The sequence below is a fragment of the Halomonas caseinilytica genome, from assembly GCF_001662305.1.
GTDB lineage: Bacteria > Pseudomonadota > Gammaproteobacteria > Pseudomonadales > Halomonadaceae > Halomonas > Halomonas caseinilytica.
Genome location: NZ_BDEP01000004.1, coordinates 89234 through 112613 on the forward strand (window position 1 = coordinate 89234; position 23380 = coordinate 112613).

Annotated in this window: 18 protein-coding genes; 8 read left to right on the plus strand and 10 right to left on the minus strand. The window is 65.2% G+C overall.

What is annotated here, in order from left to right:
* Positions 1-191: 191 nt before the first annotated feature.
* The 4 genes from A9O65_RS02325 to A9O65_RS02340 all read left to right on the plus strand — a co-directional run bounded on the left by A9O65_RS02325 (position 192) and on the right by A9O65_RS02340 (position 4847).
* Positions 192-1382 (plus strand): benzoate/H(+) symporter BenE family transporter, encoded by a 1191-nt coding sequence (locus tag A9O65_RS02325; RefSeq protein WP_064701248.1) that lies wholly within the window; start codon positions 192-194, stop codon positions 1380-1382.
* 134 nt (positions 1383-1516) lie between these two features.
* Positions 1517-2113 (plus strand): GNAT family N-acetyltransferase, encoded by a 597-nt coding sequence (locus A9O65_RS02330; protein WP_064698202.1) that lies wholly within the window; start codon positions 1517-1519, stop codon positions 2111-2113.
* Positions 2110-3012, plus strand: coding sequence for a carbon-nitrogen hydrolase family protein (locus A9O65_RS02335; RefSeq protein ID WP_064701249.1), 903 nt, complete (start codon positions 2110-2112; stop codon positions 3010-3012). Before A9O65_RS02330 ends, A9O65_RS02335 begins: the two co-directional genes overlap by 4 nt.
* 113 nt (positions 3013-3125) lie before the next feature.
* Positions 3126-4847, plus strand: coding sequence for a proline--tRNA ligase (locus tag A9O65_RS02340; protein ID WP_064701250.1), 1722 nt, complete (start codon positions 3126-3128; stop codon positions 4845-4847).
* A 94-nt stretch (positions 4848-4941) separates the two neighbouring features.
* Here A9O65_RS02340 and A9O65_RS02345 read toward each other — a convergent pair whose 3' ends face one another.
* From A9O65_RS02345 to rfaH, 4 genes are all read right to left on the minus strand, one after another.
* A complete protein-coding gene (locus A9O65_RS02345; protein WP_064698199.1) occupies positions 4942-5277 on the minus strand; it encodes a zinc ribbon domain-containing protein YjdM in 336 nt (111 codons plus the stop codon).
* Positions 5278-5388: 111 nt separating this feature from the next.
* Complete coding sequence (locus A9O65_RS16860; protein ID WP_073292064.1) at positions 5389-6309, minus strand: alpha/beta fold hydrolase; 921 nt, start codon at positions 6307-6309, stop codon at positions 5389-5391.
* 297 nt (positions 6310-6606) lie between these two features.
* Positions 6607-7113, minus strand: coding sequence for an FKBP-type peptidyl-prolyl cis-trans isomerase (locus tag A9O65_RS02350; protein ID WP_064701251.1), 507 nt, complete (start codon positions 7111-7113; stop codon positions 6607-6609).
* A 61-nt stretch (positions 7114-7174) separates the two neighbouring features.
* Positions 7175-7720: a transcription/translation regulatory transformer protein RfaH gene (gene rfaH / locus A9O65_RS02355; protein WP_064698197.1), complete on the minus strand. Its 546-nt coding sequence runs from the start codon at positions 7718-7720 to the stop codon at positions 7175-7177.
* 147 nt (positions 7721-7867) lie between these two features.
* On the opposite strand from rfaH, the gene A9O65_RS02360 reads away from it, so the two are divergent.
* Complete coding sequence (locus A9O65_RS02360; protein ID WP_064698196.1) at positions 7868-9229, plus strand: AmpG family muropeptide MFS transporter; 1362 nt, start codon at positions 7868-7870, stop codon at positions 9227-9229.
* 2 nt (positions 9230-9231) lie between these two features.
* On the opposite strand, the gene A9O65_RS02365 is transcribed toward A9O65_RS02360, so the two are convergent.
* Both A9O65_RS02365 and A9O65_RS02370 read right to left on the minus strand, forming a co-directional pair.
* Positions 9232-11082, minus strand: a complete 1851-nt coding sequence (locus A9O65_RS02365; RefSeq protein WP_064701252.1) for a YecA family protein — start codon at positions 11080-11082, stop codon at positions 9232-9234.
* Between the two features lie 64 nt (positions 11083-11146).
* Entirely contained in the window at positions 11147-12391 is a 1245-nt protein-coding gene (locus A9O65_RS02370; protein ID WP_064701253.1) for an ABC1 kinase family protein, read from the minus strand.
* Between the two features lie 123 nt (positions 12392-12514).
* Between A9O65_RS02370 and A9O65_RS02375 the strand changes: the two genes are divergently transcribed.
* The 3 genes from A9O65_RS02375 to A9O65_RS02385 all read left to right on the plus strand — a co-directional run bounded on the left by A9O65_RS02375 (position 12515) and on the right by A9O65_RS02385 (position 16021).
* Positions 12515-14449 carry a DNA topoisomerase III gene (locus tag A9O65_RS02375; protein WP_064701254.1) on the plus strand — a complete coding sequence of 645 codons (1935 nt, stop codon included), beginning with the start codon at positions 12515-12517 and terminating at the stop codon, positions 14447-14449.
* On the plus strand, positions 14446-15354 hold the full coding sequence (locus A9O65_RS02380; RefSeq protein ID WP_064701255.1) for a ketopantoate reductase family protein: 909 nt from the start codon (positions 14446-14448) through the stop codon (positions 15352-15354). The genes A9O65_RS02375 and A9O65_RS02380 overlap by 4 nt, the downstream gene beginning before the upstream one ends.
* A gap of 94 nt (positions 15355-15448) precedes the next feature.
* Complete coding sequence (locus A9O65_RS02385; RefSeq protein ID WP_064701256.1) at positions 15449-16021, plus strand: hypothetical protein; 573 nt, start codon at positions 15449-15451, stop codon at positions 16019-16021.
* A 148-nt stretch (positions 16022-16169) separates the two neighbouring features.
* On the opposite strand, the gene ppc is transcribed toward A9O65_RS02385, so the two are convergent.
* From ppc to A9O65_RS02405, 4 genes are read right to left on the minus strand one after another with little or no spacing between them, the layout of a single operon-like run.
* Positions 16170-18818 (minus strand): phosphoenolpyruvate carboxylase, encoded by a 2649-nt coding sequence (gene ppc / locus A9O65_RS02390; RefSeq protein WP_064701257.1) that lies wholly within the window; start codon positions 18816-18818, stop codon positions 16170-16172.
* A complete protein-coding gene (gene mazG, locus A9O65_RS02395; protein ID WP_064698189.1) occupies positions 18815-19675 on the minus strand; it encodes a nucleoside triphosphate pyrophosphohydrolase in 861 nt (286 codons plus the stop codon). Before mazG ends, ppc begins: the two co-directional genes overlap by 4 nt.
* A complete protein-coding gene (gene relA, locus A9O65_RS02400) occupies positions 19672-21948 on the minus strand; it encodes a GTP diphosphokinase (RefSeq protein ID WP_064698188.1) in 2277 nt (758 codons plus the stop codon). Before relA ends, mazG begins: the two co-directional genes overlap by 4 nt.
* Positions 21941-23380 (minus strand): methyltransferase domain-containing protein, encoded by a 1440-nt coding sequence (locus A9O65_RS02405; RefSeq protein ID WP_064701258.1) that lies wholly within the window; start codon positions 23378-23380, stop codon positions 21941-21943. Before A9O65_RS02405 ends, relA begins: the two co-directional genes overlap by 8 nt.

The following is a 23380-nucleotide window of genomic DNA, read 5'->3' on the forward strand; positions in this document are numbered from 1 at the left end:
CTATAACGCACAACCATTCAGGAGACGCTGAATAAGTCGCCGAGCATAGTGAAGCGCACGGAGCACAGAAAGCGAGACATAACTGATAGCTAGGCGAGACTGATAGTTAGGCGAGCTTTCGAGTACCGCGCGACACAGCAATTTGCATGCGCAGGCATTTATTCAGCGTCTTCTTCACGGGAACTCGCACCATGTCCAGCAAACCCTCAACCAGCCGGCTCGCGACGCTCGGCGATACCACGCTTTCCACCCTCACGGCGGGGTTCATCGCCGTGCTGATCGGCTATACCAGTTCAGCGGTGATCATCTTCCAGGCCGCCGAGGCGGCCGGCGCCAGCCAGGCGCAGATCGGCTCCTGGATGTGGGCGCTGGGCATCGGCTCGGGGCTGACCACCATCATCTTCTCGTGGCGCTACCGCATGCCGCTGCTCACCGCCTGGTCAACGCCCGGCGCGGCCCTGCTGGCCACCAACCTGCCCGGTGTGAGCATGAGCGAGGCCATCGGCGCCTTTCTCTTCTCGGCACTGTTGATCACCCTGTGTGGCGTGACCGGCCTGTTCGAACGCCTGATGCACCGCCTGCCCCGTGCGCTGGCCTCGGCGCTGCTGGCCGGCGTGTTGCTGCGCTTCGGACTCGATCTGTTCATGGCCATGGAGCACGACCTGCTCCTGCCGCTGGCCATGTGTCTTGCCTATCTGGCGGGCAAGCGCCTCTGGCCACGCTATGCCATCCCGATGGTGCTGGCCGTCGGCATCGCCATGGCGCTGTTCGAGGGTTCGCTGCATCTGGGCGAGGTCACGCCCGCCCTGGCCAGCCCGGACTTCATCATGCCGAGCTTTTCGCTCACCGCCATGGTGGGTGTGGGCGTGCCGCTGTTCGTGGTCACCATGGCCTCCCAGAATCTGCCCGGCATCGCCGCCATCCGCGCCGCCGGCTATGCCCCGCCGATCTCGCCGCTGATCGGCGGCACTGGTGTCGCTACCCTGGCGCTGGCCCCGTTTGGCGGTTTCGCGCTCAACCTGGCGGCGATCAGCGCGGCGGTCTGCCAGGGGCCCGAGGCCCACGCCGATCCCGCGCGCCGCTACACCGCCGGTATCGCCGCCGGTGGCTTCTATCTGTTGCTCGGCCTGTTCGGTGCCACCGTCACCTCGCTGTTCGCCGCCTTTCCGGCCGAGCTGGTGATGGCCGTCGCCGGCCTCGCCCTGCTGCCGACCCTCGGCGGCGGTCTCGCCGATGCCCTGGGTGACACCGGCCATCGCGATGCCGCCCTGGTCACCTTCCTCATCACCGCCTCGGGCATCGGCCTGGGTGGTATCGGTGCGGCCTTCTGGGGCCTGGTGGGCGGCCTCGTCACGCTCTGGGTGCTGCGCCGCCGAGCCTGACAGATGTCGCCGGCTCGGCAGGAGACGTCGCCACGGCGATGGGCAGCTCGACACAGGCCTGATAGGGTCATGACAGCAACCAAGCGCTTGCCTGCAAGCCTGATCAACTTCCGACATCGTCGACGAGCAACGCCATGCCGAAACCGCGACTGACGACTTGCCAAGGGACGGACATTGCCCCTTACCTTGAAGCGCTGGCGGATCTGCGCATCCGCGTCTTCCGTGACTACCCCTACCTGTACGATGGCGACCCGGCCTACGAGGCCGACTATCTCCAGCGTTACGCCGACAACCCGCGCAGTCTCTTCGTGCTGGCCCTGGACGGCGAACGCCTGGTCGGAGCCTCCACCGCCCAGCCCCTGGTCGACGAGCTGGACGAATTCCGCGCGCCCTTCGAGCGAGCCGGCTACCGGATCGAGGATGTCTTCTACTATGGCGAGTCGGTCCTGCTGCCCGACTATCGCGGCGGCGGCCTCGGCCATGCCTTCATGGATGCCCGGGAGCGCCATGCCGCCGAGGCCGGCTTCGCCTGGGTGGCCTTCTGCGCCGTGGAACGACCGGATGACCATCCGCGTCGCCCGGCCGATTATCGCCCCCTGCACGACTTCTGGCAGGGCCGGGGCTACCGGCGGATACCGGAACTCGCCACGACCTTCGCCTGGAAGGATCTCGACGACACCGAGGAGACCGCCAAGCCCATGGTGTTCTGGCTGCGGGAGACCCCGGCATGAGCGATGCCATCCTCAGCGTGGCCACGGCCCAGTATCCCATCGAGGCCTTCGAGGATATCGCGGCCTTCCGCGCCAAGGCCGCCCGCTGGGTGCATGACGCCGCAAGTCGGGGCGCCGAGCTGCTGGTGTTCCCGGAATACGGCGGCATGGAGCTGACCTCGCTGCTGCCCGCGGCCGAGCGTGACGACCTCCAGGCCCAGCTGCACGGCCTGCAACCCTGGCGCGAGGCCTTTCATGACACCTGGCGGGAACTCGCCATCGCTCATGGCGTGACCCTGCTCGCGCCCTCCCTACCCTGGCAACGCGAGGACGGTCGCTTCGCCAATCGCGCCTGGCTGTTTACCCCCGACGGCGACGCCGACTTCCAGGACAAGCAGCTCATGACGCGGTTCGAGGCCAATGAATGGGGCATCTCGCCGGGCAATGGCCTGCGCGTGTTCGATACCCCGGCGGGACGTCTCGGTATCCTGATCTGCTACGACAGCGAGTTCCCGCTGCTCGCGAGGGCGCAGATCGAGGCCGGGGCCGACCTGCTGCTGGTGCCCAGCTGCACCGACACTCAGGCCGGCTACCAGCGGGTCAGGCTCAGCGCCCAGGCCAGGGCCATCGAGCAACAAGTGGCGGTGATTCACTCGCCCACCGTGGGCGAGGCACTGTGGTCACCAGCGGTGGATATCAACATCGGCCATGCCGCCGTCTACACGCCTTGCGATCGCGGCTTCCCACCAGACGGCATCCTGGTGAAGAGCCACGACGCCACCCCAGGCTGGCAATTCGCCACGCTCGACCTCGGCGCCATCGCCGCCCTGCGCGAGCGCGGCCAGGTCGACAACCACGCCGACTGGACGCGTCAGCTCGAACGGCTCGAGTCAGGCGTCGAGACGCGTCGACCGGCCTGAGCCAAGGGCTTTTGCCGCCGATCCCGCCACACCGTACAATGCCACGATACCCCGCCTTGCGCGGCTTCATTCATGCTCACGACAAGCCCCAGACTCGAGGTGACCCAGGACCCATGCGCGCCAGTCAACTTCTGATAGCCACCCTGAAGGAAACCCCTGCCGACGCCGATATCGTCAGCCATCAGCTGATGCTGCGTGCCGGCATGATCCGCCGTCTCAACTCGGGACTCTATACCTGGCTGCCTCTGGGGCTGCGCACGCTCCGCAAGGTCGAGAACATCATCCGCGAAGAGATGAACCGTGCCGGCGCCCAGGAAGTTCTGATGCCCGCGATCCAGCCAGCGGAACTCTGGCAGGAGTCCGGCCGCTGGGACCAGTACGGCAACCTGCTGCTGCGTATCCGCGACCGTCATGATCGCGACTTCTGCTATGGCCCGACCCACGAAGAGGTCATCACCGACCTGGTGCGCAACGAACTGCGCTCCTACAAACAGGTGCCGTCCAACTTCTACCAGATCCAGACCAAGTTCCGCGACGAGACCCGCCCGCGCTTCGGGGTGATGCGCGCCCGCGAGTTCATCATGAAGGACGCCTACTCCTTCGATGTCGACCAGGCCGGCCTGCAGCGTTCCTACGACGCCATGTACGACGCCTATGTGCGCATTTTCACGCGCCTTGGACTGGACTTCCGCGCCGTCGAGGCCGACAACGGCGACATCGGCGGCAGCGGCTCCCACGAATTCCAGGTGCTGGCCGACTCCGGCGAGGACGCGGTCATCTTCTCCACCGGCTCCGACTACGCCGCCAACATCGAGAAGGCCGAGGCACTACCCGCGCCCTTGGGCGAGACACCCGAACGCCCCGCTCCTCAGGAAGAACTGCGACTGGTCGACACCCCGAATACGCGTACCATCGCCACCCTGGTCGAGCAGCACGGCCTGCCCATCGAGAAGACTATCAAGACGCTGATGGTGCACGGCACCGAGGGTGGACTGGTCGCCCTGTTGGTGCGCGGCGACCACGAGCTCAACGAGGTCAAGGCCGAGAACCTCCCCGAGGTCGCCGCTCCCCTGACCATGGCCAGCGAGGAGGAAATTCGCGCGGCGGTGGGTGCCGGCCCCGGCTCACTCGGCCCGGTGAACCTCGATATGCCGCTGATCATCGACCGCAGCGTGGCGCTGATGAGCGACTTCGGCGCCGGCGCCAACGTCGACGGCAAGCACTACTTCGGCATCAACTGGGAGCGCGACGTCGCCCTGCCCAAGGTTGCCGACCTGCGCAACGTGGTCGAGGGCGACCCTTCGCCAGACGGCAAGGGCACGCTCTCCATCGCCCGCGGCATCGAGGTCGGCCACGTCTTCCAGCTCGGCACCAAGTACTCCACGGCGATGAACGCCACCGTGCTCGACGACAACGGCCAGGCCGTGCCCCTGCTGATGGGCTGCTACGGCATCGGCGTGACCCGGGTCGTCGCCGCCGCCATCGAGCAGAACCACGACGACGCCGGCATCATCTGGCCCGACGCCATCGCGCCCTTCAACGTCGCCCTGGTGCCGATGAACGCCCACAAGTCGCAGCGCGTGCGCGACGAGAGCGAACGCCTCTACCAGGCGCTCTCCGACGCCGGACTCGACGTCCTGATCGACGACCGCGACCTGCGCCCCGGCGTGCGCTTCGCCGACCAGGAACTGATGGGCATTCCTCACCGCATCGTCATCGGCGACCGCAGCCTCGACAAGGGCGAACTGGAGTACAAAGGCCGCCGCGACAGCGAAGCCACCATGATCCCCATCGACGACGTCATCGACTTCCTGCGCGAGAAGATCGGCGGCTGATCGGATAACGCCGCTATCCCGTAAAACGGCTCAAAAAAATCCCGCCAGGCCTCGAGCAACACTCGAGACTGGCGGGGTTTCTGGTGAGCGCTATTCAGGCTTTCTTGACGAAACTGGCGGTCACCATCATGTCACCCGCCCCATCGACCTTGCAGTCCAACTGGTGATCCTTGCTGTCCTTGATACGCCGGATCACCGCCTTGGTACCAATCTTGAGCACCAGCGAGCTGCTCTTGACCTTGAGGTCCTTGACCAGCGTGACCTTGTCACCTTCGGTCAAGAGCGTCCCATTGGCATCCTTGACCGCCACGACATCTTCGGCCTCTACTTCGGCGGGATTCCACTCGTGCGCACACTCGGGACACACGAGATGGCTCTGATCCTGGTACACGAACTCTGACTGGCAACGCGGGCAAGGCGGTAACGACATGACAGAAAGCTTCCCTAGTGTAATCGGCTGCACAGGATACTGCGCCTTCACGACATTGGCGAGGCCGACATGCCTCAAGCGCATCGTCGACTGTCTATGACGTCGACGCCTTCAAGCCGGCGAGATGTAAGCATCACCTGCATGGCTTCGTTCCACATGATGTTCTATTTCCTCGGCCAACCGGGGAAGTAGCACTTTGGGGAGACAATGACCCAAGCCATCAATTTCCACTAAACGGCTATTTGGCAGCAGATCTGCGATGTGTTTCCCATGAGGCGGTGGATCGAGAGGATCCTCAGAACCTTGTATCACCAAAGTCTGGACATTCACCTTCCCTAGCTCCTCTCCTCGAGAAAGCGATACGGGTGTTGCCATGGCGTGATTTCCCGGCTGCTTCCAAGTCCCTGCATGCTCTATGCATTGCTGCTCGCGCAGTCGAAAATCGGACTCATCGAATTCTATCTTGTCTCCTGACAGGAGTCTCCACTCCCTGACACGGCGATCGAGTTCTTCCTCTATACTCCCGGAAGGATTCGAGCGTTCGGAAAGGGCTTCCAATACTTTCTTATCCGGAAGAGGAAGCCCATTCGACGACGTCTTTCCTGAAAAAGCACGCGTTATATTTCCAACAAAATCCACATCAAGTGCCGCACCGCACATGAGCGTCAGGCTATGAAGCCGTTCTCGATAATCCAGCGCCATCACCTGCCCTAATGTTGCCCCCATCGACAAGCCTACAACATGGGCTTTTCTCACTTCCCACGCATCAAGAACTGATATGGCATCCGCCGCCAGGTCCTCCACGGCATAGGGAGCTTGACCAAACTCCATGAAGGTCGAGCGGCCCGTGTCACGATGATCATACCGGATAACGCGATACCCCTTGGAAACGAGCATATCGACAAACTCACCCGGCCACATCAAGGCCGATGCATTGGCACCAGCAATCAAAAGGATAGTACCTTTTCGTTCCGATCCGACTGACTCACTCCAGAGTGATCTTCCACCCACCGTTACCAATCTTTCTGGCATTTCCATCTCCGATGAAACCCACTTAAAGTTTCCTTACCCAACACCGGTCGCCCCACCCAAGTTACGAAGAAACCACACTCCTTTTCCTGATTATACTGGCGAATCGAGCACTCAGATTTTGGCGTCAGATTGGAGTTGCATGTTGTGTTGTCGTTATGCTGACAATCTGGCTTGCATTGCGTTCTTGAATTCAAGACTAAATGCCCCTTTGCGAGAGTGCAAAATAAACAAGGCGGGATGCTGTCGGCATCCCGCCTTGTGGTTTGATCAAGTATTCGTTGTTCTGCAGCAGCGGCTTCAGACCATTTTCTTGTCTTCCACTTCGTCCGGGGTGGTGCCAGGCGGCAGTGGATGCCCCTTGGCCAGTTCGGCGCGGGTGGCGTCGCGGATATCGAGCACTTCGACCCGGTAGGTGAGCGATTGCCCCGCCAGCGGGTGGTTGGTATCGATCAGTACGCTGTCGTCACGCGTCTCCAGCACGGTGACGATCTCGGGGCCGTCGTCGCCGGGGGTCTGGAAGCGCATGCCGGGTTCCAGGTCGCTCACCGGGAAGGCGTCACGGCCGACCTCGCGCACCAAGGCTTCGTCGCGCTCGCCGTAGGCCTCGGCCGGCGAGAGGGTGACGCTCGATTGGTCGCCTACCGCCCGTTCCGCCAGGGCGTCCTCGAGGCCGGCCAGGATGTTGCCGTGGCCATGCAGGTATTCCAGTGGCTTGTGTCGAGCACGGGAGTCGTCGAGTACTCGGCCTTCGGCGTCGCTGAGAACATAATGCAGGGTCACGACCCGCTGTGGCGCGATGGTCATCGCAGTCTCCTGGAAGTCGGGAAAGTCTGTCGAGAAGGAAAGAGGAAATGTCGATGGCTGCCTATTCGCGGCGCCGCAGCTGGCTGACGGGCATCTCCAGACGCTGCCGCTGGTGCAGCATGTTGAGCAGCACGATGGCACGTTCATCGCCCTTGTGGGTGTCGAAGATCGCCTGAAGGTCCTTGAAGGGCCCCTCGGTGATCTCCACCGGTTCGCCCGCGCGGAAGTAGACGTTGGCGGGTTCGCCCGGCTCACGGCGGCCATGTTCGCGCAGCGACTCGACCAGTTCGTCGTCCACGGGCACCGGGCTGCTCTCGACGCCGAAGGTCACGATCTTCAATACGCCGCGGGTGGAGCGGATCGGACGCCAGTTGCTGTCCAGCCGGTCGAGACGGATGAACAGGTAATACGGGAACAACGGTTCGACGGCCCACGCTAGCTTGCCGCGGCGTTTCTTCTGGACCTGCAGCACCGGATGAAAGATCTCGTAGCCCTGGTTGCCGAGATGTTCGACGGCACGGAAGGACTCGCCGCCCTTGCACTGGATGACGTACCAGCGCGGCACGGCATCATCACTCTCCGTCGGGCACATGCTGTCATCGTTCATGTCGCTCCTGGCGTTCTGGCTGGTATCACCCTCGGTGCTCTGCAACAATCGGGATCGCTCAAGACCCCGACCTTTGCAAGTATTCTAACATCGTTGGCCTCCCCCGCGAGGGACTGGCCAGGCCTGCCGCAAGGAGAGCTCGCACCCATGCCGACACCAACCGCGCGCCGTAGCTGGGGAGATGCCCTGGCGATCTATCTCAAGGCTCCGGTGCTGACCATGCTGTTTCTCGGCTTCTCGGCGGGTCTGCCTTTCCTGCTGGTGTTCTCCACGCTCACCGCCTGGCTGCGCAGCGATGGCGTCGAGGTCGCGGCCATCGGCTTCTTCGCCTGGATCGGCATTCTCTATTCGATCAAGTTCTTCTGGGCACCGGTGGTCGATCGCCTGGCGCTGCCCGGCCTGACCCGCTGGTTCGGCCAGCGTCGAGGCTGGATGCTGCTGGCCCAGTTGACGATTGCCACTGGCCTGGCGAGTCTGGCGCACCTCGACCCCGTCGGCCATCTGCCGCTGGTGGCGATGTTCTCGCTACTGGTGGCCTTCGGTTCGGCGACCCAGGATATCGCCATCGACGCCTTCCGCATCGAATCGGCACCCGACGACATGCAGGCCGCCATGGCATCGACCTATATCGTCGGCTATCGCGGCGGGCTGATTGCTGCCGGCGCCGGTGCGCTCTACGTGGCCTCCATGGTGTCCTGGAAGGCCGCCTACCTGTGCATGGCGGCGCTGGTGCTGGTCGGTGTCGTGACGGTCCTGCTGCGCCCGGAGCCGGAGCGCTTGTCGCTCTCCACGCAACTGATCCACGAGCCCCGGGTGCGCGCCTTCCTGCGCGCCAGCCGCGGGCGCCCCGACTGGCTACGGCGCCTGGGCGCCTGGATCATCGGCGCCATCGTCTGCCCGTTCACCGACTTCTTCACTCGATATCGACGTCAGGCGCTCTGGCTGCTGGTGTTCGTGGCGGTCTTTCGCATCAGCGATCTGGCCATGGCGTCCATGGCCCACCCGCTCTACATCGACCTGGGCTTCTCGCTGGCCACCATCGCCAACGTGACCAATGTCTTCGGCATCGCCATGAGTATCCTCGGAGGCATTCTCGGCGGCCTGCTGGTAGCCCGCTACGGCATCGGACCATTGCTGGTGTTCGGGGCAACGGCCACGGCACTGACCAACCTGCTGTTCGTGGTGCTGGCCTCGACCGGCGACAACCTGGCGATGCTGGTCACCACCATCATCGGCGACAACCTGTCCAACGGACTGGCCAGTGCGGTCTTCATTGCCTTTCTGTCGAGTCTGACGTCGCGGGCCTACACGGCGACCCAGTACGCGCTCTTCTCGTCGCTGATGACCCTGCCGGGCAAGTTCCTCAGCGGCTTTGGCGGACTGGTAGTGGATGCCCAGGGCTATGCCGGTTTCTTCCTGCTGGCCTCGCTCCTGGGCATCCCGGCAATCCTTCTGGCGCTATGGGTCAGCCGCGGCACACTGCTGCGCCCGGCCGCCAACGAGGCCTGACCTCACGTCCCGGGCGAGGTTTTCCGGTCGGGCGCCTGTGCGCACAGCCACTCCAGCGCGCCCGGCGTGACTCGCCACTGGTCGCGCATCAGGGTGCGATATTGCCAAGCCTCGGCACGCGAGCCGGGAGCCGCCACGCCGCCACCGGCGGTCGGGGCCGGGCGTGGCGATTCGGTGCACAACAGGCTTAACGCATAGGGGTTGTGGCGGTGCGCCTGCGCCAGCGCATGGCCTGCCTCGTCGGCACGGTCGAGCCGATAGAGCGCCAGGACCCGGCCCATCAGCATGCCCAGCAGCGAGCTAGGATCGGCCCGCTCGTCTGCTACTGCTCGTTCGCTCAACGCCAGGGCCTCGTCGTCGCGCCCTTCCCTCAGCAACTGATCGAGCACCAGCTCGCGCAGGCCAAGGCTGTCCTGATCGTCCAGCGTGAGCAGTGTCTCGGCGAGTTCTCTCGAATGCTGGCGGGCGCCGCGCTCCATGCCCACCACCAGCGCCAGGCCGGCGCGCAGCAGCGCGGCATTGTCGGCGGCTTCCCAGATCAATGGCGCCTTGCCCGCTTCGGCGACCTGCGCCAGCCAGCGTTCCAGCCGACGCGCCAGGGGCTCGAACAGGCTCGGTGCCATCCACGGCAGGCTCCCGAAGCGGCTGGTCAACGCCAGCGCCAGAGACTGCACCACGGCCGGCGAATCGAGCCATTCGGGATGCGCGCACAGGGCCGGCAGCCAGTCGCCTGCCTGAGGCCAGGGATCCGTGTCGAAGCCCATCAGCGTCTCGCCTTCGACCTGCGACGGGAAGACGGCCTGAAACGCGGCGAACAGCGTGTCCTCACGAGCACTGCTGTGATAGGCCAGGACGCCGTCCTCGTGGCGGACATCCAGGCGCGGCGCCTCCGGCAGCGCTTCGAACAGGGCCTGCAGCGACACCAGCGGTTCGGCCAGGTCCGCCTCGGCATTGAGCAGTTGCTCGGCCAGGGTGGCGCCGGGGTTGTCGGCCAGGTCGGCGAGAAACTGCAGTTGCTCGGGTTCGAGATCTCCCTGGCGAGCCAGGCGGCGATACCAGAAGCGGGAGCGCTCGGCGGCTTCCTCCTCATGACCCTCGTGCAATAGCAGCATGGCCTCGATATAGGCCAGGGTCGGCGAATCGGGCAAGGTCTGCTGGGCACGCACGAAGGCCGACCGGGCGCTGTCCAGATCGTCGTTGTCGAGATGCAGCAGGCACAGTCGCTCCAGGGCCACGCCGCGCAGGAACAAGGGGCCGCGATCGAGCACTGCGTCGAGCAAGGCTTCGCGCTTGCGGTGGAAGCCGCGCTCCTGGTAGAGGTCGACAAGGATCTCGAAGGCCGGCTCGGCCTGCTCGGGCAGCCGCGACCAGTCGGCATTCTCGAACAGCGACTCGAGGATCTGCTGGGCGCGGCCACGCTGCCCGGATTCGGCGGCGATCAGCCCGGCCTCGAGCAATGCCTGGGCCGGCGCACGACCACTGGCCAGGGCGGCCTTGAGAGTCTCGCCCTTCCATTCGCGCAGGGAGAGCATCCACATCAGGTGGGTGGGCACGTGGCCAGGCAGGGAGACGGCACCGCAGCACTGCTTGGTCTTGCGACCCGAATCACACCAGCAGGGTTCGTTGCGTCCAGGGCGGGCCAGGGGTTCGCAGGCGAAGTCCAGCCGCTCCAGGGGTGTTTGCGACCACAGCTCAGGCGCCAGTGCCTGAGCCAGTGCCAGGTCACCATCGACCAGCTCGGGCCCCTCACGACGCGCCCAGGCCATCAGTGTCGGGTAGCGCTCGTCCTCGCGAATCGCCGAAAGCGCTCCGGACGCGAACCCCAGCAATTGCTCAACCCATACCGCCAGCATCGACGTCTCCACCGCTCTCGGAAAACCGCATAGTCTATCAGTCGAGTGCCGGACTGGCAGCCGTTCAGGAAGACGCCCATGCCAGCAAGGGTCGTACCCGCCTCGCCATGTCGAGGCGGGCACCGAGACGCACCAGGTTCCAGTAATGCCCATTGAGGGTGCGCGACAACAGCAGGGTATCCGCCGGCGGCTGCAGGCGATCCATGGCCGCCCACACCCGGGGACTCAGATCCCGCAGCCGTCGGTGCACCCGGACATCGCCGAAATCCTGCGGGCCGGGTTGGAACAGTGGCGCCACCGCCTCGGCGGATTCGCGATAGAGCGCCAGGGGCGCCCCTTGGCCCTGCCGGCCACCCAGTGCCATCAGGGCCTCGTCCATGGCCATGGGATCACCGGCGAGCGTCGCGTCCAGCAGACGCATCATGGCCTTCAGGCGCGACGCCGGCACCTCGATCACCGCACCCAGGTCGTAGATCACCAGCCGCCCCTCGGCATCGGCGGCGAAATTGCCGGCATGGGGGTCGGCATGCAGCTCCCCGTGGGTGAACAACTCCTCGGTGAGCCAATCGGCCAGCGTCGTGCCGAGACGCTGTCGCGTGGCGTCATCGGCGCCTTCCAGCTCGCGCAGTGGCGTACCGGCCACATGGCGCATGGCCAGCACGCCCGGCCCGCACAGTGACGGCAAGGGTTCGGGAATCACCAGGTCGTCGCGATGGGCATAACGGGCCCGGTAGCGGGCCAGCGCCTCAGCTTCGGCACGGTAGTCCAGCTCTCCCCGCAGGCTGGCCGCCAGTTCCTCGAACAGCGCGTCCAGGCGCGCCTGCGGCATGCGCAGCCAACGGCCCAGGCGCATCAGGCGCCGTACCTGACGCAGATCGTCCTCGAGCACCTCGGCAAGTCCCGGGTACTGTACCTTGAGGACCACCGTCTCGCCCGTATGCGTCCTGGCCCGATGCACCTGCCCCATGGAGGCACTGGCGAAGGGCCGGGGCTCGATAGTGGTAAAATGCGTCGCCGTGTCGCCATAGCAGGCCCCCAGGGTGCGTCGGATGTCCTCCCAGGGCATGGGCTCAGCCTGGCGCTGCAGGCGCGCCAGCTCATCGGCCAGATCCGCGGGCAGCAGGTCATCCCACTGGGCCATGATCTGGGCCAGTTTCATGGCCGGCCCCTTGAGCTCCGACAGCCCGTCGAATAGTGCCTCGCCGAGCGCTCGCCAGTCGGCCTGCCCACCAAGACGATGCTTGAGCACCGCACCGCCGGTACGCGACCCCAGCCCCAGCAGACGCCGACGGCGACCTCGTTCTCGCATCGTCTACCCCTTCAATGCTGACTTCACCCCGATACCTGGCGTTCAACCTGCCAGCCCGCCCCTGGCGGTTATCATGAAATACTGTAAGAATTCCCATGTTCTCTCATTGCCCCACGAGATGCCATGCGCCTGATCATCGCCGAGAAGCCCAGTCTGGCCCGCGCCATCGCCAACGCCCTACCCGCCTCGCCGCGTCAGGAGGAAGGCGCATTGGTGGCCGGGGATACCGTCGTCACCTGGTGCCTCGGCCACCTGCTGGAGCAGGCGCCGCCGGATGCCTACGACCCGGCCCTCAAGACCTGGCGGCTCGACAGCCTGCCGATCCTCCCGGAGCGCTGGAAGCTCATGCCTCGCCCCAAGGCGCGCAGTCAGCTCGCGGTGATCCGTCGTCTGCTGAAGCGTGCCGATCAGGTCGTCCACGCCGGCGACCCTGACCGCGAAGGCCAGTTGCTGGTCCAGGAAGTGATCGAGCACCTGGGCTGGAAGCGCGACGTGGCGCGCCTGCTGGTCAGTGACCTCAATCCGCCGGCGGTCAAGCGCGCTCTCGAGCGTCTCGAGGACAATCGACGCTATGAGCCGCTCTACCGCGCCGCCCAGGCCCGCGCCAGAGCGGATTGGCTGTACGGCATCAACCTGACCCGGGCCTGGACACTGGTCGGGCGCCAGGCCGGGCACGACGGCGTGCTCTCGGTGGGTCGTGTGCAGACGCCGGTGCTCGGCCTGGTGGTCCGGCGCGATGCCGAGATCCGTGACTTCGAGCCACGCCCTTTCTTCGTGCTCTGGGTCGATCTGGCGATCTCCCGAGGCCAGTTACGCGCCTGGTGGATGCCAGGTGACACCCACCGGCTGGATGACCAGGGGCGCCTGCTCGACCGCGCCCCAGCCGCCGCCCTGGCCGACCGCCTGCCCGGCGCCGAAGGCCGCCTGGACAGCCTGGCCAGTCGCGACAAGCGCCAGGCGGCCCCGCTGCCCTACTCCTTGTCGGCCCTGCAGGTAGACGCCGCACGCCGCCACGGCCTCTCGGCCAAGACGGTGCTGGATGTCTGCCAGCGCCTCTACGAGCGCCACCAGTTGATCACTTATCCGCGCTCGGATTGCCGCTACCTGCCCGAGGAACACTTCGCCAATGCGCAGCGCACCCTGAACGGCGCCTGCCGCCACGACGAGACCCTGAGCCGCTGGCTGGCCGGCGCCGACTTTTCCCGGCGCTCCAAGGCCTGGGACGACAAGAAGGTCGGCGCCCACCACGCCCTGGCTCCCACCGGCAAGCCTGCCGATCTCGACCGGCTGTCGCGCCAGGAAGCCGACGTCTTCCGACTGATCGCGCGCAACGTGCTGGCTCAATTCTATCCTGCTCTGCAGACCCGGGAGGTCAAGGCCGAGTTCCTGATCGCCGGGGAACGCTTCCGCGCCCGCGGCCAGGAGATCCTCGAGCCCGGCTGGAAGCCCTTGTTCACAACGCGCGACGAGGCGCCGCCCTTGCCGCCACTCAGCGAGGGCGAAGCCTGCCACGTCGAACAGGCCGGCGTGGAGGACCGCGAGACCCGGCCGCCCGAGCACTTCACCGACGCCAGCCTGATCAAGGCGATGATGAACATCGCCCGCTACGTGGATGACCCGGCGATCCGCCGCACATTGCGCGACTCCGATGGCCTCGGCACCGAGGCGACCCGCGCCGGCATCATCGAGACGCTGCTGGAACGCGGTTATCTGGTACGCGAGAGCAAAAGCCTCAAGGCCACTCGGCTCGGCAGCGCCCTGATCGCCTCCCTGCCGGAGGCCGCGGGGCGCCCGGAACGTACCGCTCAATGGGAGCAACGTCTGGCGAACATCGCTGAACGAGACGATGCGCCGGCGCCTTTTCTCGACGGCCTGATCGACGACTTGCGCGGCCTGCTGGACCATGCCGATGCCGAGCGGATACGACGCGCCCTGGGCGAGGCCAGAGGGCCGGATGCCAAGGCGCGAAAACCCGCTCGAGGACGAGGCACGAAACGCGGTGGCCAGCGCCGACAAGGCACGGGCAAGGGACGTGCCGCAGGAGGCAAGCGCCCATGAGCCACCTGATCGTAGGGCCGGGCGCCATGGGTCGCCTCCTGGCGCTGCATCTGGCCGAACGGCACCGGGTGGTCTTGCTCGGCCGCCGTTGCCTGCCCCGATATCAGATACTGACGACCCCCGAAGGCGAACGCCGACGTCGCTGTCTCGAGTGCCTGACGCCGGCCTCACTGGAGGAACTCGACACCGCCGACCTGACCGCCGTGCACCTGGTCACCAAGGCCTACGCTGCCGAAGCCGCCCTGGCAACGCTCGCCCCGCATCTACCGAACGACACTCCGCTGATCCTGTGGCAGAACGGCTTCGACGTTCAACCGCGCCTGACGCGGCACCGACGCGGCCCCACCCTCTGCGCCACCACCACCGAAGGTGCTTATTCCAGCGGCGACGAGGTGGTCGTGCATGCCGGCCGTGGCCGAACCTGGATCGGCCATCTCGACGGCCAGTATTCGGCACTGACCGCTACCCTCGCGTCCACCCTGACGGCCGTCGGCATCGACACCCTGGCGGTCGACGACATTCGTGTGCGCCTATGGCACAAGCTGGCGGTGAATGCTGCCATCAATCCGCTCGTGGCACGCTTTCGTATCCGCAACGGCCAGTTGCGCGATCGTGCCTTTCGGCCCATGGTCGACGCCATTATCGAGGAAGTGGCAGCGATCATGGCGGCCGAAGCCATCCCGCCACCGGTACAAGGTTTTCCGGCGCTTGTCTGGGACGTCGTGGCCGCCACGGCCGACAACCGCGCCTCGATGCTGCAGGACGTCCTGGCCTACCGCCCCACCGAACACGATGCCATCCTGATGCCCTTGTTGCGCGCAGCCCGCGAGAAGGGGCTGGACGCACCGCACCTGTCGGCACTCCACCAGCAACTCGACGCGCGGCAATTTCCTGGCAAGGAGTGAAGCCTGGTGCTATTTTTCGACAGATAAACGAAAAGCGTTGGAAAAGGTTCGACACAACGCGGTCGCAAGGCGGCCATACCCAGGATCAGGGGACATGACGTTTCGTGCTGGAAAAAGAGTGTTGGCCACACTGGTGCTGATCGTCGCCGGTGCCTATACCGCATTGTCGGTCGCCGCCGACACACCTTCCTACACCGGCCAGTCCACCGAACTCACACGTCTCGACAACGGCCTGCTGATCCAGGGTGGCGACCTCCATAGCCCCGACCGATACACCTCGGGCTTCCGTCTCACCGCCGGCTTCACGCCCGCGGGCCTGCCCTCACTGGACCTTGGCGCCGAACTCAGCTACCGCGAGAGCGACGACGTTCCCTTCTCTGGCGGCCGGCAGATGCTCATCGACACCACCAGCCTGGGCGGCAGTCTGATCGCCGGCGTGCGCCTGGGCGATGTCGGCCTGTACGCCAAGTCCGGCCTGGCGGGCTGGGAAGACGAAACGGTCACCGGCAATGCCGCCACATCGGACGGCGGCACCACGCAGGTCGAAGGGTTCGGCGCCCGTTGGCAGTTCTCGCGCCTGATCAGCCAGATCGAGTACGAACGCTTCGATGACCCGACGCTTTCGCATCTCAACCTGGTCACCGCCTCGGTGCATATGCCTTTCTAAGAAGGAAGAAGGAAGAAGGAAGAAGGAAGAAGGAAGAAGGAAGAAGGAAGAAGGAAGAAGGAAGAAGCCAGGCTAGCCCCAGGGCTTGGGGCGTCAAGGAGGTTCTTCCCTCTTCCAGTCGCGAAGCGCCGGCCGCGTTCTTCGCGCTTTAGCCCGTGTTGCGCAACCCGGCGGCGATGCCGGCCATGGTGACCATCAAGGCCCGTGACAGGTCGGCGCTGATGGCGCCATCCGCGTCCCGGTTACGCTGCAGCAGCTCTGCCTGTAGGCCATGCAGCGGATCGATATAGGGATTGCGCACTTCCACGGCCTGACGGATCAAGGGCGTGTTCTCGAGCAGTTCCCGCTGATCGAGGATTTCCAGCACCACCTGATGCAACCGGCGGAAGCGTTCCCGCAGCCGTTCGCCAAGCGCTTCCAGCGCCGGTTCGTCGACCAATCGATGCTCGTAATAGGCAGCAATGCTGACATCGGCCTTGGCCAGCAGCATCTCCAGCATTTCCAGGTAAGTGCCGAAGAAGGGCCAGCGATCCCGCATGTCGCGCAGGATCTCCAGGCCCCCCTCATCCTCCAGGCGTTTGGCAAAGGCCTCGCCGCTGCCAAGCCAGGCTGGCAGCATCAGACGGGTCTGGGTCCAGGCAAAGATCCAGGGAATCGCCCGTAGTGTCTCCACGCCGCCTTCCTGACGCCGCTTGGCCGGCCGCGAGCCGAGCGGCAGCCGCCCCAGGGCACTCTCGGGCGTCACTGAACGGAAATAGGGAACGAAGTCGGGGTCCTCGCGCACCACGCCCACATAGGCGCCGTGCGCCACCTCCGCCAGACGATCCATCTCTTCGCGCCAGGCCGGCTCCGGCGTGGGCGGCGGCAGCAACGTGGCTTCAAGAACGGCGCAGGCATAGATCTCCATGGAGCGCAGGGCAATCTCGGGCTGGCCGAACTTGAAACGGATCATTTCGCCCTGCTCGGTTACCCTCAGGCTACCGTTCACCGATCCCGGCGGCTGCGAGAGAATGGCCGCATGAGCCGGACCGCCGCCACGCCCCACCGTGCCGCCTCGGCCATGGAACAGCGTCAGATCGACATCGTGGCGCCGGCACACCTCGACCAGCGCCTCCTGAGCGCGATACTGGGCCCAGGCAGCCGCCAGTTGGCCGGCATCCTTGGCCGAGTCCGAGTAGCCGATCATCACTTCCTGACGGTCTCCCGTCAGTTCGCGATAGCCGGGCAAGGCCAGCAGACGGTCGATGACGTCGCCCGCCCGATTGAGATCATCGAGAGTCTCGAACAGCGGCGCGATGGGCAGTCGGGCATCGCCGCCGACTTCCTTCATCAACAGCGCCACGGCGAGCACGTCCGAAGGCTGTGCAGCCATCGAGATGATATAGGTACCGAGCGCTTCGGCATGCTCGCCGGCCGCGACCCGGAAGGTATCGAGCACTTCACGGCTTTCGGCGGAGCACTCCCAGCGCCGCGGAATCAGGGGGCGACGCGAGGACAGTTCGGCAAGCAGGAATTCCTGGCGCTGCTCCTCGTCCCAGTCACGGTAGTGGCCAAGTCCCAGGCCGTCGGTAAGTTCTTCCAGGACCTGCTCATGTCGACTGGCTTCCTGGCGCAGATCGAGCTTGGTCAGCGTCACGCCGAATACCGCCACCCGGCGCAGGGTATCGAGCAGCACGCCGTTGGCGATGGTGTCCAGCCCCACGTCGCACAATGAGCGATAGCAGGTCAGCAGCGGTGCATAAAGCTGATCCCGGGTCTCGATGATCGGACCGCCGTCGTAGCTCTTGCCGTCGAGCTGGGCCTTGGCCCAGTCTCGGGTGGCCTCGACCCGCGCCAGCAAGCGCTTGAGCAGCTCGCGGTAGGGCTCGGCGACATCGCCGACCTCGGCCTTGAGCGCACTGTTGGCCTTCCACATCGAAAGCTCGGTCTTGAGCTGGTCGAGATCGCGCAGATAGAGATCGGCCGCCATCCAGCGACCCAGCAGCAGCACTTCGCGGGTGACCTTGGAGGTGACATTGGGATTGCCGTCGCGGTCCCCTCCCATCCAGGAGGCAAAACGAATCGGTGCCGCATCCAGCGGCAACCGCTCGCCGGCCGTGTCGAGCAACAGGTTGTCCAGGTCGCGATGAAAATCCGGCACCGCCTGCCACAGGGAGTTCTCGATCACCGCGAAGCCCCACTTGGCCTCATCGACCGGCGTGGGACGCTCGTGGCGGATCTCGTCGGTGTGCCAGGCCTGGCCGATCAATTCTTCCAGCCGCCCCTGGGCGCGGGCGCCGCGCTCGGGGTAGTCCGCCGAGGACTCGATGGCGGTCAGGCAGTCATCGATGGCGTCGTACTTCTGGATCAGGGTGCGCCGGATAACCTCGGTAGGGTGCGCGGTCAGCACCAGCTCCACGCGCATGTTGGCCAGGCTTTCCACCAGCTTGCGCGGCGAGTGCCCCTCGCCGCGGGCACGCTCGAGCAGCTCGCCCAGGACCGGCTGGCTGCCCGGCTTGTAGTCCTCGACCCGGCGGAAGCGCGCGCGATAGTGCTGCTCGGCGATATTGGCCAGGTTGAGAAACTGGTTGAAGGCCCGCGTCACCGGCAGAAGCTCCCTATCGGGAAGCTGTCGGAGGTATTCGATCAGTTCACGACGCCCATCGACCTCGCCCTGGCGTCCCCGCTTGGCGAGGCCGCGAATCGTCTCGATGCGGTCGACGAACCCCTGCCCGAGGTCATCGGCGATGGTGCGCCCCAGGCTGTCCCCCAGGATTCTGACATTGTCGCGCAGTGATTCGTGCAGGTCGTGACTCATGATCGAGACTCTCCTTCCGACGATGACGTTGGCGTGGTTTCTTGTTGCTTGGCGGCTTGCCAGTGATGCTCCATCCGGGCCAGTCCAGCGTCGTCGAGCGGCACACCCTCCTCGGCCAGCGCCGACTCCACATGACGAAACCGCCGTTCGAACTTGGCATTGGTGGCGCGTAGACAACGTTCCGGGTCGACACCGAGAGTACGCGCCAGGTTGACGGTGGCAAACAGCAGGTCTCCGACTTCCTCCCTGACATGCTCGTGATCCCCTGCGTCCAGCGCCTCGGCGACCTCATCGAGTTCCTCACGCAGCTTGTCGATCACACCGCGCGAGTCGGGCCAGTCGAAACCGACCCGCGCGGCGCGCTTGGACAGCTTGGCGGCCCGCGACAGCGCCGGCAGATTCAGCGGTACATCATCGAGCACCGAGCGGGCCTCGCGGGCATCTCGCTCCTCGGCCTTCAACGCTTCCCAGCGGGCTTTGACCTGCCGGGTCTGTACCTCGGCGGCGCTGACGCCCTGACGACGCGATGCCAGGGTGCCATCCGGGAAGACATGAGGGTGGCGCTGGAGCATCTTGGCGGTCAGAACATGCACCACGTCGTGGAAATCGAACCGCGCTTCTTCGGCGCCGAACTGGCTATAGTAGATCACCTGGAACAACAGGTCGCCCAGCTCGCCCGGCAATTCGTCGAAGGCGCGGCGCTCGATGGCATCGGCCACCTCGTAGGCCTCCTCCAGCGTATGCGGCACGATGCTGTCCCAGTCCTGCTCGACGTCCCAGGGGCAGCCCTGTTCGGGATCGCGCAGCACCGCCATCAGCGTCAGCAGGTCGTCGAGTTCGTAGCGTTGCCGGCTCATGAGCGCTTGCCTCCGCGTCTGGCCTTGCCCTTGCCTCCCGAACGCAGGCGGCGCACCTCGATGACATTGGGCAACTGCTGAATCCGCGAAAACAGCCGTCCCAGGGTTTCCAGACCATCGACCTCGACGGTGATGGCCATGCGTGCAATGCCATCGTCGGTATCGGTCAGGGTATTGACCGAGAGCACATTGACCCGGTCATTGCTGAGCACGGCCGTCACATCGCGCAGCAGCCCGGAGCGATCCCAGGCCTGTACCTCGATATCTACCGGATACTGGGTGCGTGCCCGCTCGCCCCATTCCACCTCGATCACTCGCTGCGGCTCCTCGAGGCGCAGTTGCAGGATGTTCGGGCAATCCTGGCGATGCACGGTGACACCACGCCCCTGGGTAATGAAGCCGACGATGGATTCGCCGGGCACCGGATGGCAGCAGTTGGCCATGCTGGTCTTGAGATTGCCGACACCAAGCACGGTGATATCGCCGCCGCTCCCCTTGTCCGATGCGCGACGCGGCTTGGCCAGCAGCTTGTCGAGCTCCTCCTGGCCGTCGCTCTCGCCGAACAACTGCTGGGCCTGGTGCAATACCTGGCCGATGCGCAGGTCGCCGGCGCCCAGGGCGGCATACATGTCATCGGGGCCTTGGTAATTGACCTTGTTGGCCAGCCGGGTGAGGTCCATGTCCTCCACGTCGAGACGCTTCATCTCACGCTCGAACAGTGCCCGCCCCTCCTCGAGGTTGCGATCACGGGCCTGATGCTTGAACCAAGACTGGATCTTGGCCCGCGCCCGAGAGGTGCAGACGTAGCCGAGACTCGGATTGAGCCAGTCGCGACTGGGGCCTCCCTTGCTGGCGGTGAGGATCTCGACCTGCTGGCCGGTGCTCAACTGATAGGTCAACGGCACGATGCGCCCGTTGACCTTGGCGCCACGGCAGCGATGCCCCACCTCGGTATGCACTCGGTAGGCAAAATCGATGGGGGTTGCGACCCGAGGCAGATCGATGACATGACCATCCGGCGTGAAGACGTAGATGCGATCCGGCGCCACATCGCTGGAAAGCCCCTCGCGCAGGTCGCCGAAGTCGCCGACCTCTTCCTGCCATTCCAGCACCTGGCGCAGCCAGGCGATCTTTTCCTCGTAGCTGGCACTGCGCGCGCTGGTATCGTGGCCCTTGTAACGCCAGTGGGCACATACCCCGAGTTCGGCTTCCTCATGCATGGCAAAGGTGCGTATCTGGATTTCCAGCACCTTGCCTTCCGGGCCGAAGACCGCTGTGTGCAGCGACTGATAGCCATTCTTCTTGGGATTGGCGATGTAGTCGTCGAATTCGTTGGGCACGTGATGCCACCGCGAATGCACGATGCCGAGCACCGCATAGCAATCGCTGACCTCGGGCACCAGGATGCGCACCGCGCGGATATCGTGAACCTGGGAGAAGTCGATCCGCTTGCGCTTCATCTTCCGCCAGATCGAATAGATATGCTTGGCGCGACCATCCACCTGATGACGAATGCCCTGGGCATCCATCAGCGACTTCAAGGTCTCTACCACGTCATGGATGTAGCGATCGCGATCCAGACGCTTCTCGGCCAGTTGGCGGGCGATGGCCTTGTAGTCGTCCTCGTGCAGGTAGCGGAACGATAGATCCTCGAGTTCCCACTTGAGATGGCCGATGCCCAGCCGGTGCGCCAGTGGCGCATAGATATCGAAGACCTCGCGGGCCACCTGAAGGCGTTTTTCCCGTGGCGCGTCGCGTACCTGCCGCAACGCACAGGTGCGCTCGGCGATCTTGATCAACGCCACCCGCACGTCGTCGATCATGTTGACCAGCATCTTGCGCAGGTTGTCCTGCTGATCGTGCTGGCTGAGGCCCTGGGTCGGCATCTGGGTGGGACTGATGGCGGCCATCTGCAGCACGCCATCGATCAGCCCGGCGACCTCGTTGCCGAAGCGTTTTTCGACTTCTTCCAGGCCGATCAGCCGCTCGCGCACGGCACGGTACAGCACCGCTGCCTCCAGCGCCGGCTGGTCGAGACGCAACTCCCCCAGGATATCGGCCATCTCGAGCCCCATGCGAAAGCTCGAGCCATCCTTGAGCCAAGCCTTGTGGGGACGTTCGGATTCCAGCTCCAGCCGCTGGGCGATATCACAGGCCGCGCGCATCTCGTCGACAGCACGCAGCTTGACGTCTTCCTCGAGGCGTTCGATCCAGCGTTCGATATCGACCCGTCCATCAGGGCCTAACGGCTGGTCTTCCCGCACTTTAACCATCGGTTGACGCTCCTTGCCACCGCCGCGCCGAGTCCGGATGCTCGAGCAGCAGCATGGATTCGAGATGTGAGGTGTGAGCGAACATGTCGGCCACCGCGCCACGCCGGACGACGTAACCGGCAGACACGAGCCGAGCCGCATCCCGGGCCAGGGTTGCCGGATCACAGGAAATATAGAGCACCCTGGGCACCGGCCTTGCCGCCAGTTGACGGCTCAGCGTCTCGGCGCCGCTACGTGGCGGATCCAGAACCAGCACCTCGGGCGAGGCCGCCTCCAGCAATTGCCGGCAGGCCTCGGCATCATTGAGATCCGCCTGGCGCGCCGTCACCGCCAAGTCGTTGCGGGCGGCATTGCTCGCCAGGCGCTCGACCATTGCCGCCTTGCCCTCCACCGCTGTGACCTCGGCTCCCTGAGTCGCCAGCGGTAGACTGAAGTTACCGATACCGGCAAATAGATCAAGTACCCGGCTGCCCGGCGCCAATGGCGCCAGCCAGTCCAGGGCAGTGTCGACCATGCGCTGGTTGACGGCCTCGTTGGCCTGCAGGAAATCGCTCGGCTCGAACGCCAGGGTGAGCGCCTGCTCGCCCGACAAAAGGCGACAGTGCAGCATCGGCGGAGCCGTCAGCCATTCGAAGCGCGGCGACTCCCGCCCCAGCCAGGCCCCCAGATTCAGGCGATGCAACTCGGCGAACGCTCGCCAGCGGCGTTGATCGGCGACATGCTCGCGCAATTGCCGCACCACCAGGGTCACGCCATCATCACTGGCCAGCAACTCCAGGTGGCCGACATGACGCGGAGCCTCGAGGCTCTCGACCTGTTCTCGGAGCGGACGCAGCAACGCGGAAAGCACCGGCAACAGCACCGGGCAGTCATCCAGATCCACCAGCCGGTGGCTGTGCCGGGCCCGGAAGCCCAGGCGCACGCGCCCGGCGGCATCGACGCGCACACCGATTCGGGCACGGCGCCGATACCCCTCACCGGTATCGCTCAGCAGGGATATCGTGCCGGGCAGCTCGATGCCCTGACGGGCCAGCAGTTCCCGCAGCACCTCACGCTTGTGATCACGTTGCGACTCGAGCGAGAGATGCTGCAGATCGCATCCGCCGCAACTGCCGTAATGTCGACAGGGTGGCGTGGCACGCGCCGGCGAGGCCTCGACGACCTCACGCACATGGGCTTCATCGAACCGCTTGCGACGGTGATGCACACTAGCCAGGACCCGCTCGCCGGGCAAGGCGCCCTCGACGAAGACGGTCTTTCCGCTGGCATCACGCGCCACGCCACGGCCATCATGGGCCAGCCCCTGAATCTCGAGCTCATGGGAGCCTTCCGGGCCGGCGGAACGGTCGACGTTCGCTGGCTGTCGACGCTCCTGCAGACCGGAAACACCGGAGCGCGACCGAGCAGGTCGCCGCTTGCCGAGCCCTGTCAC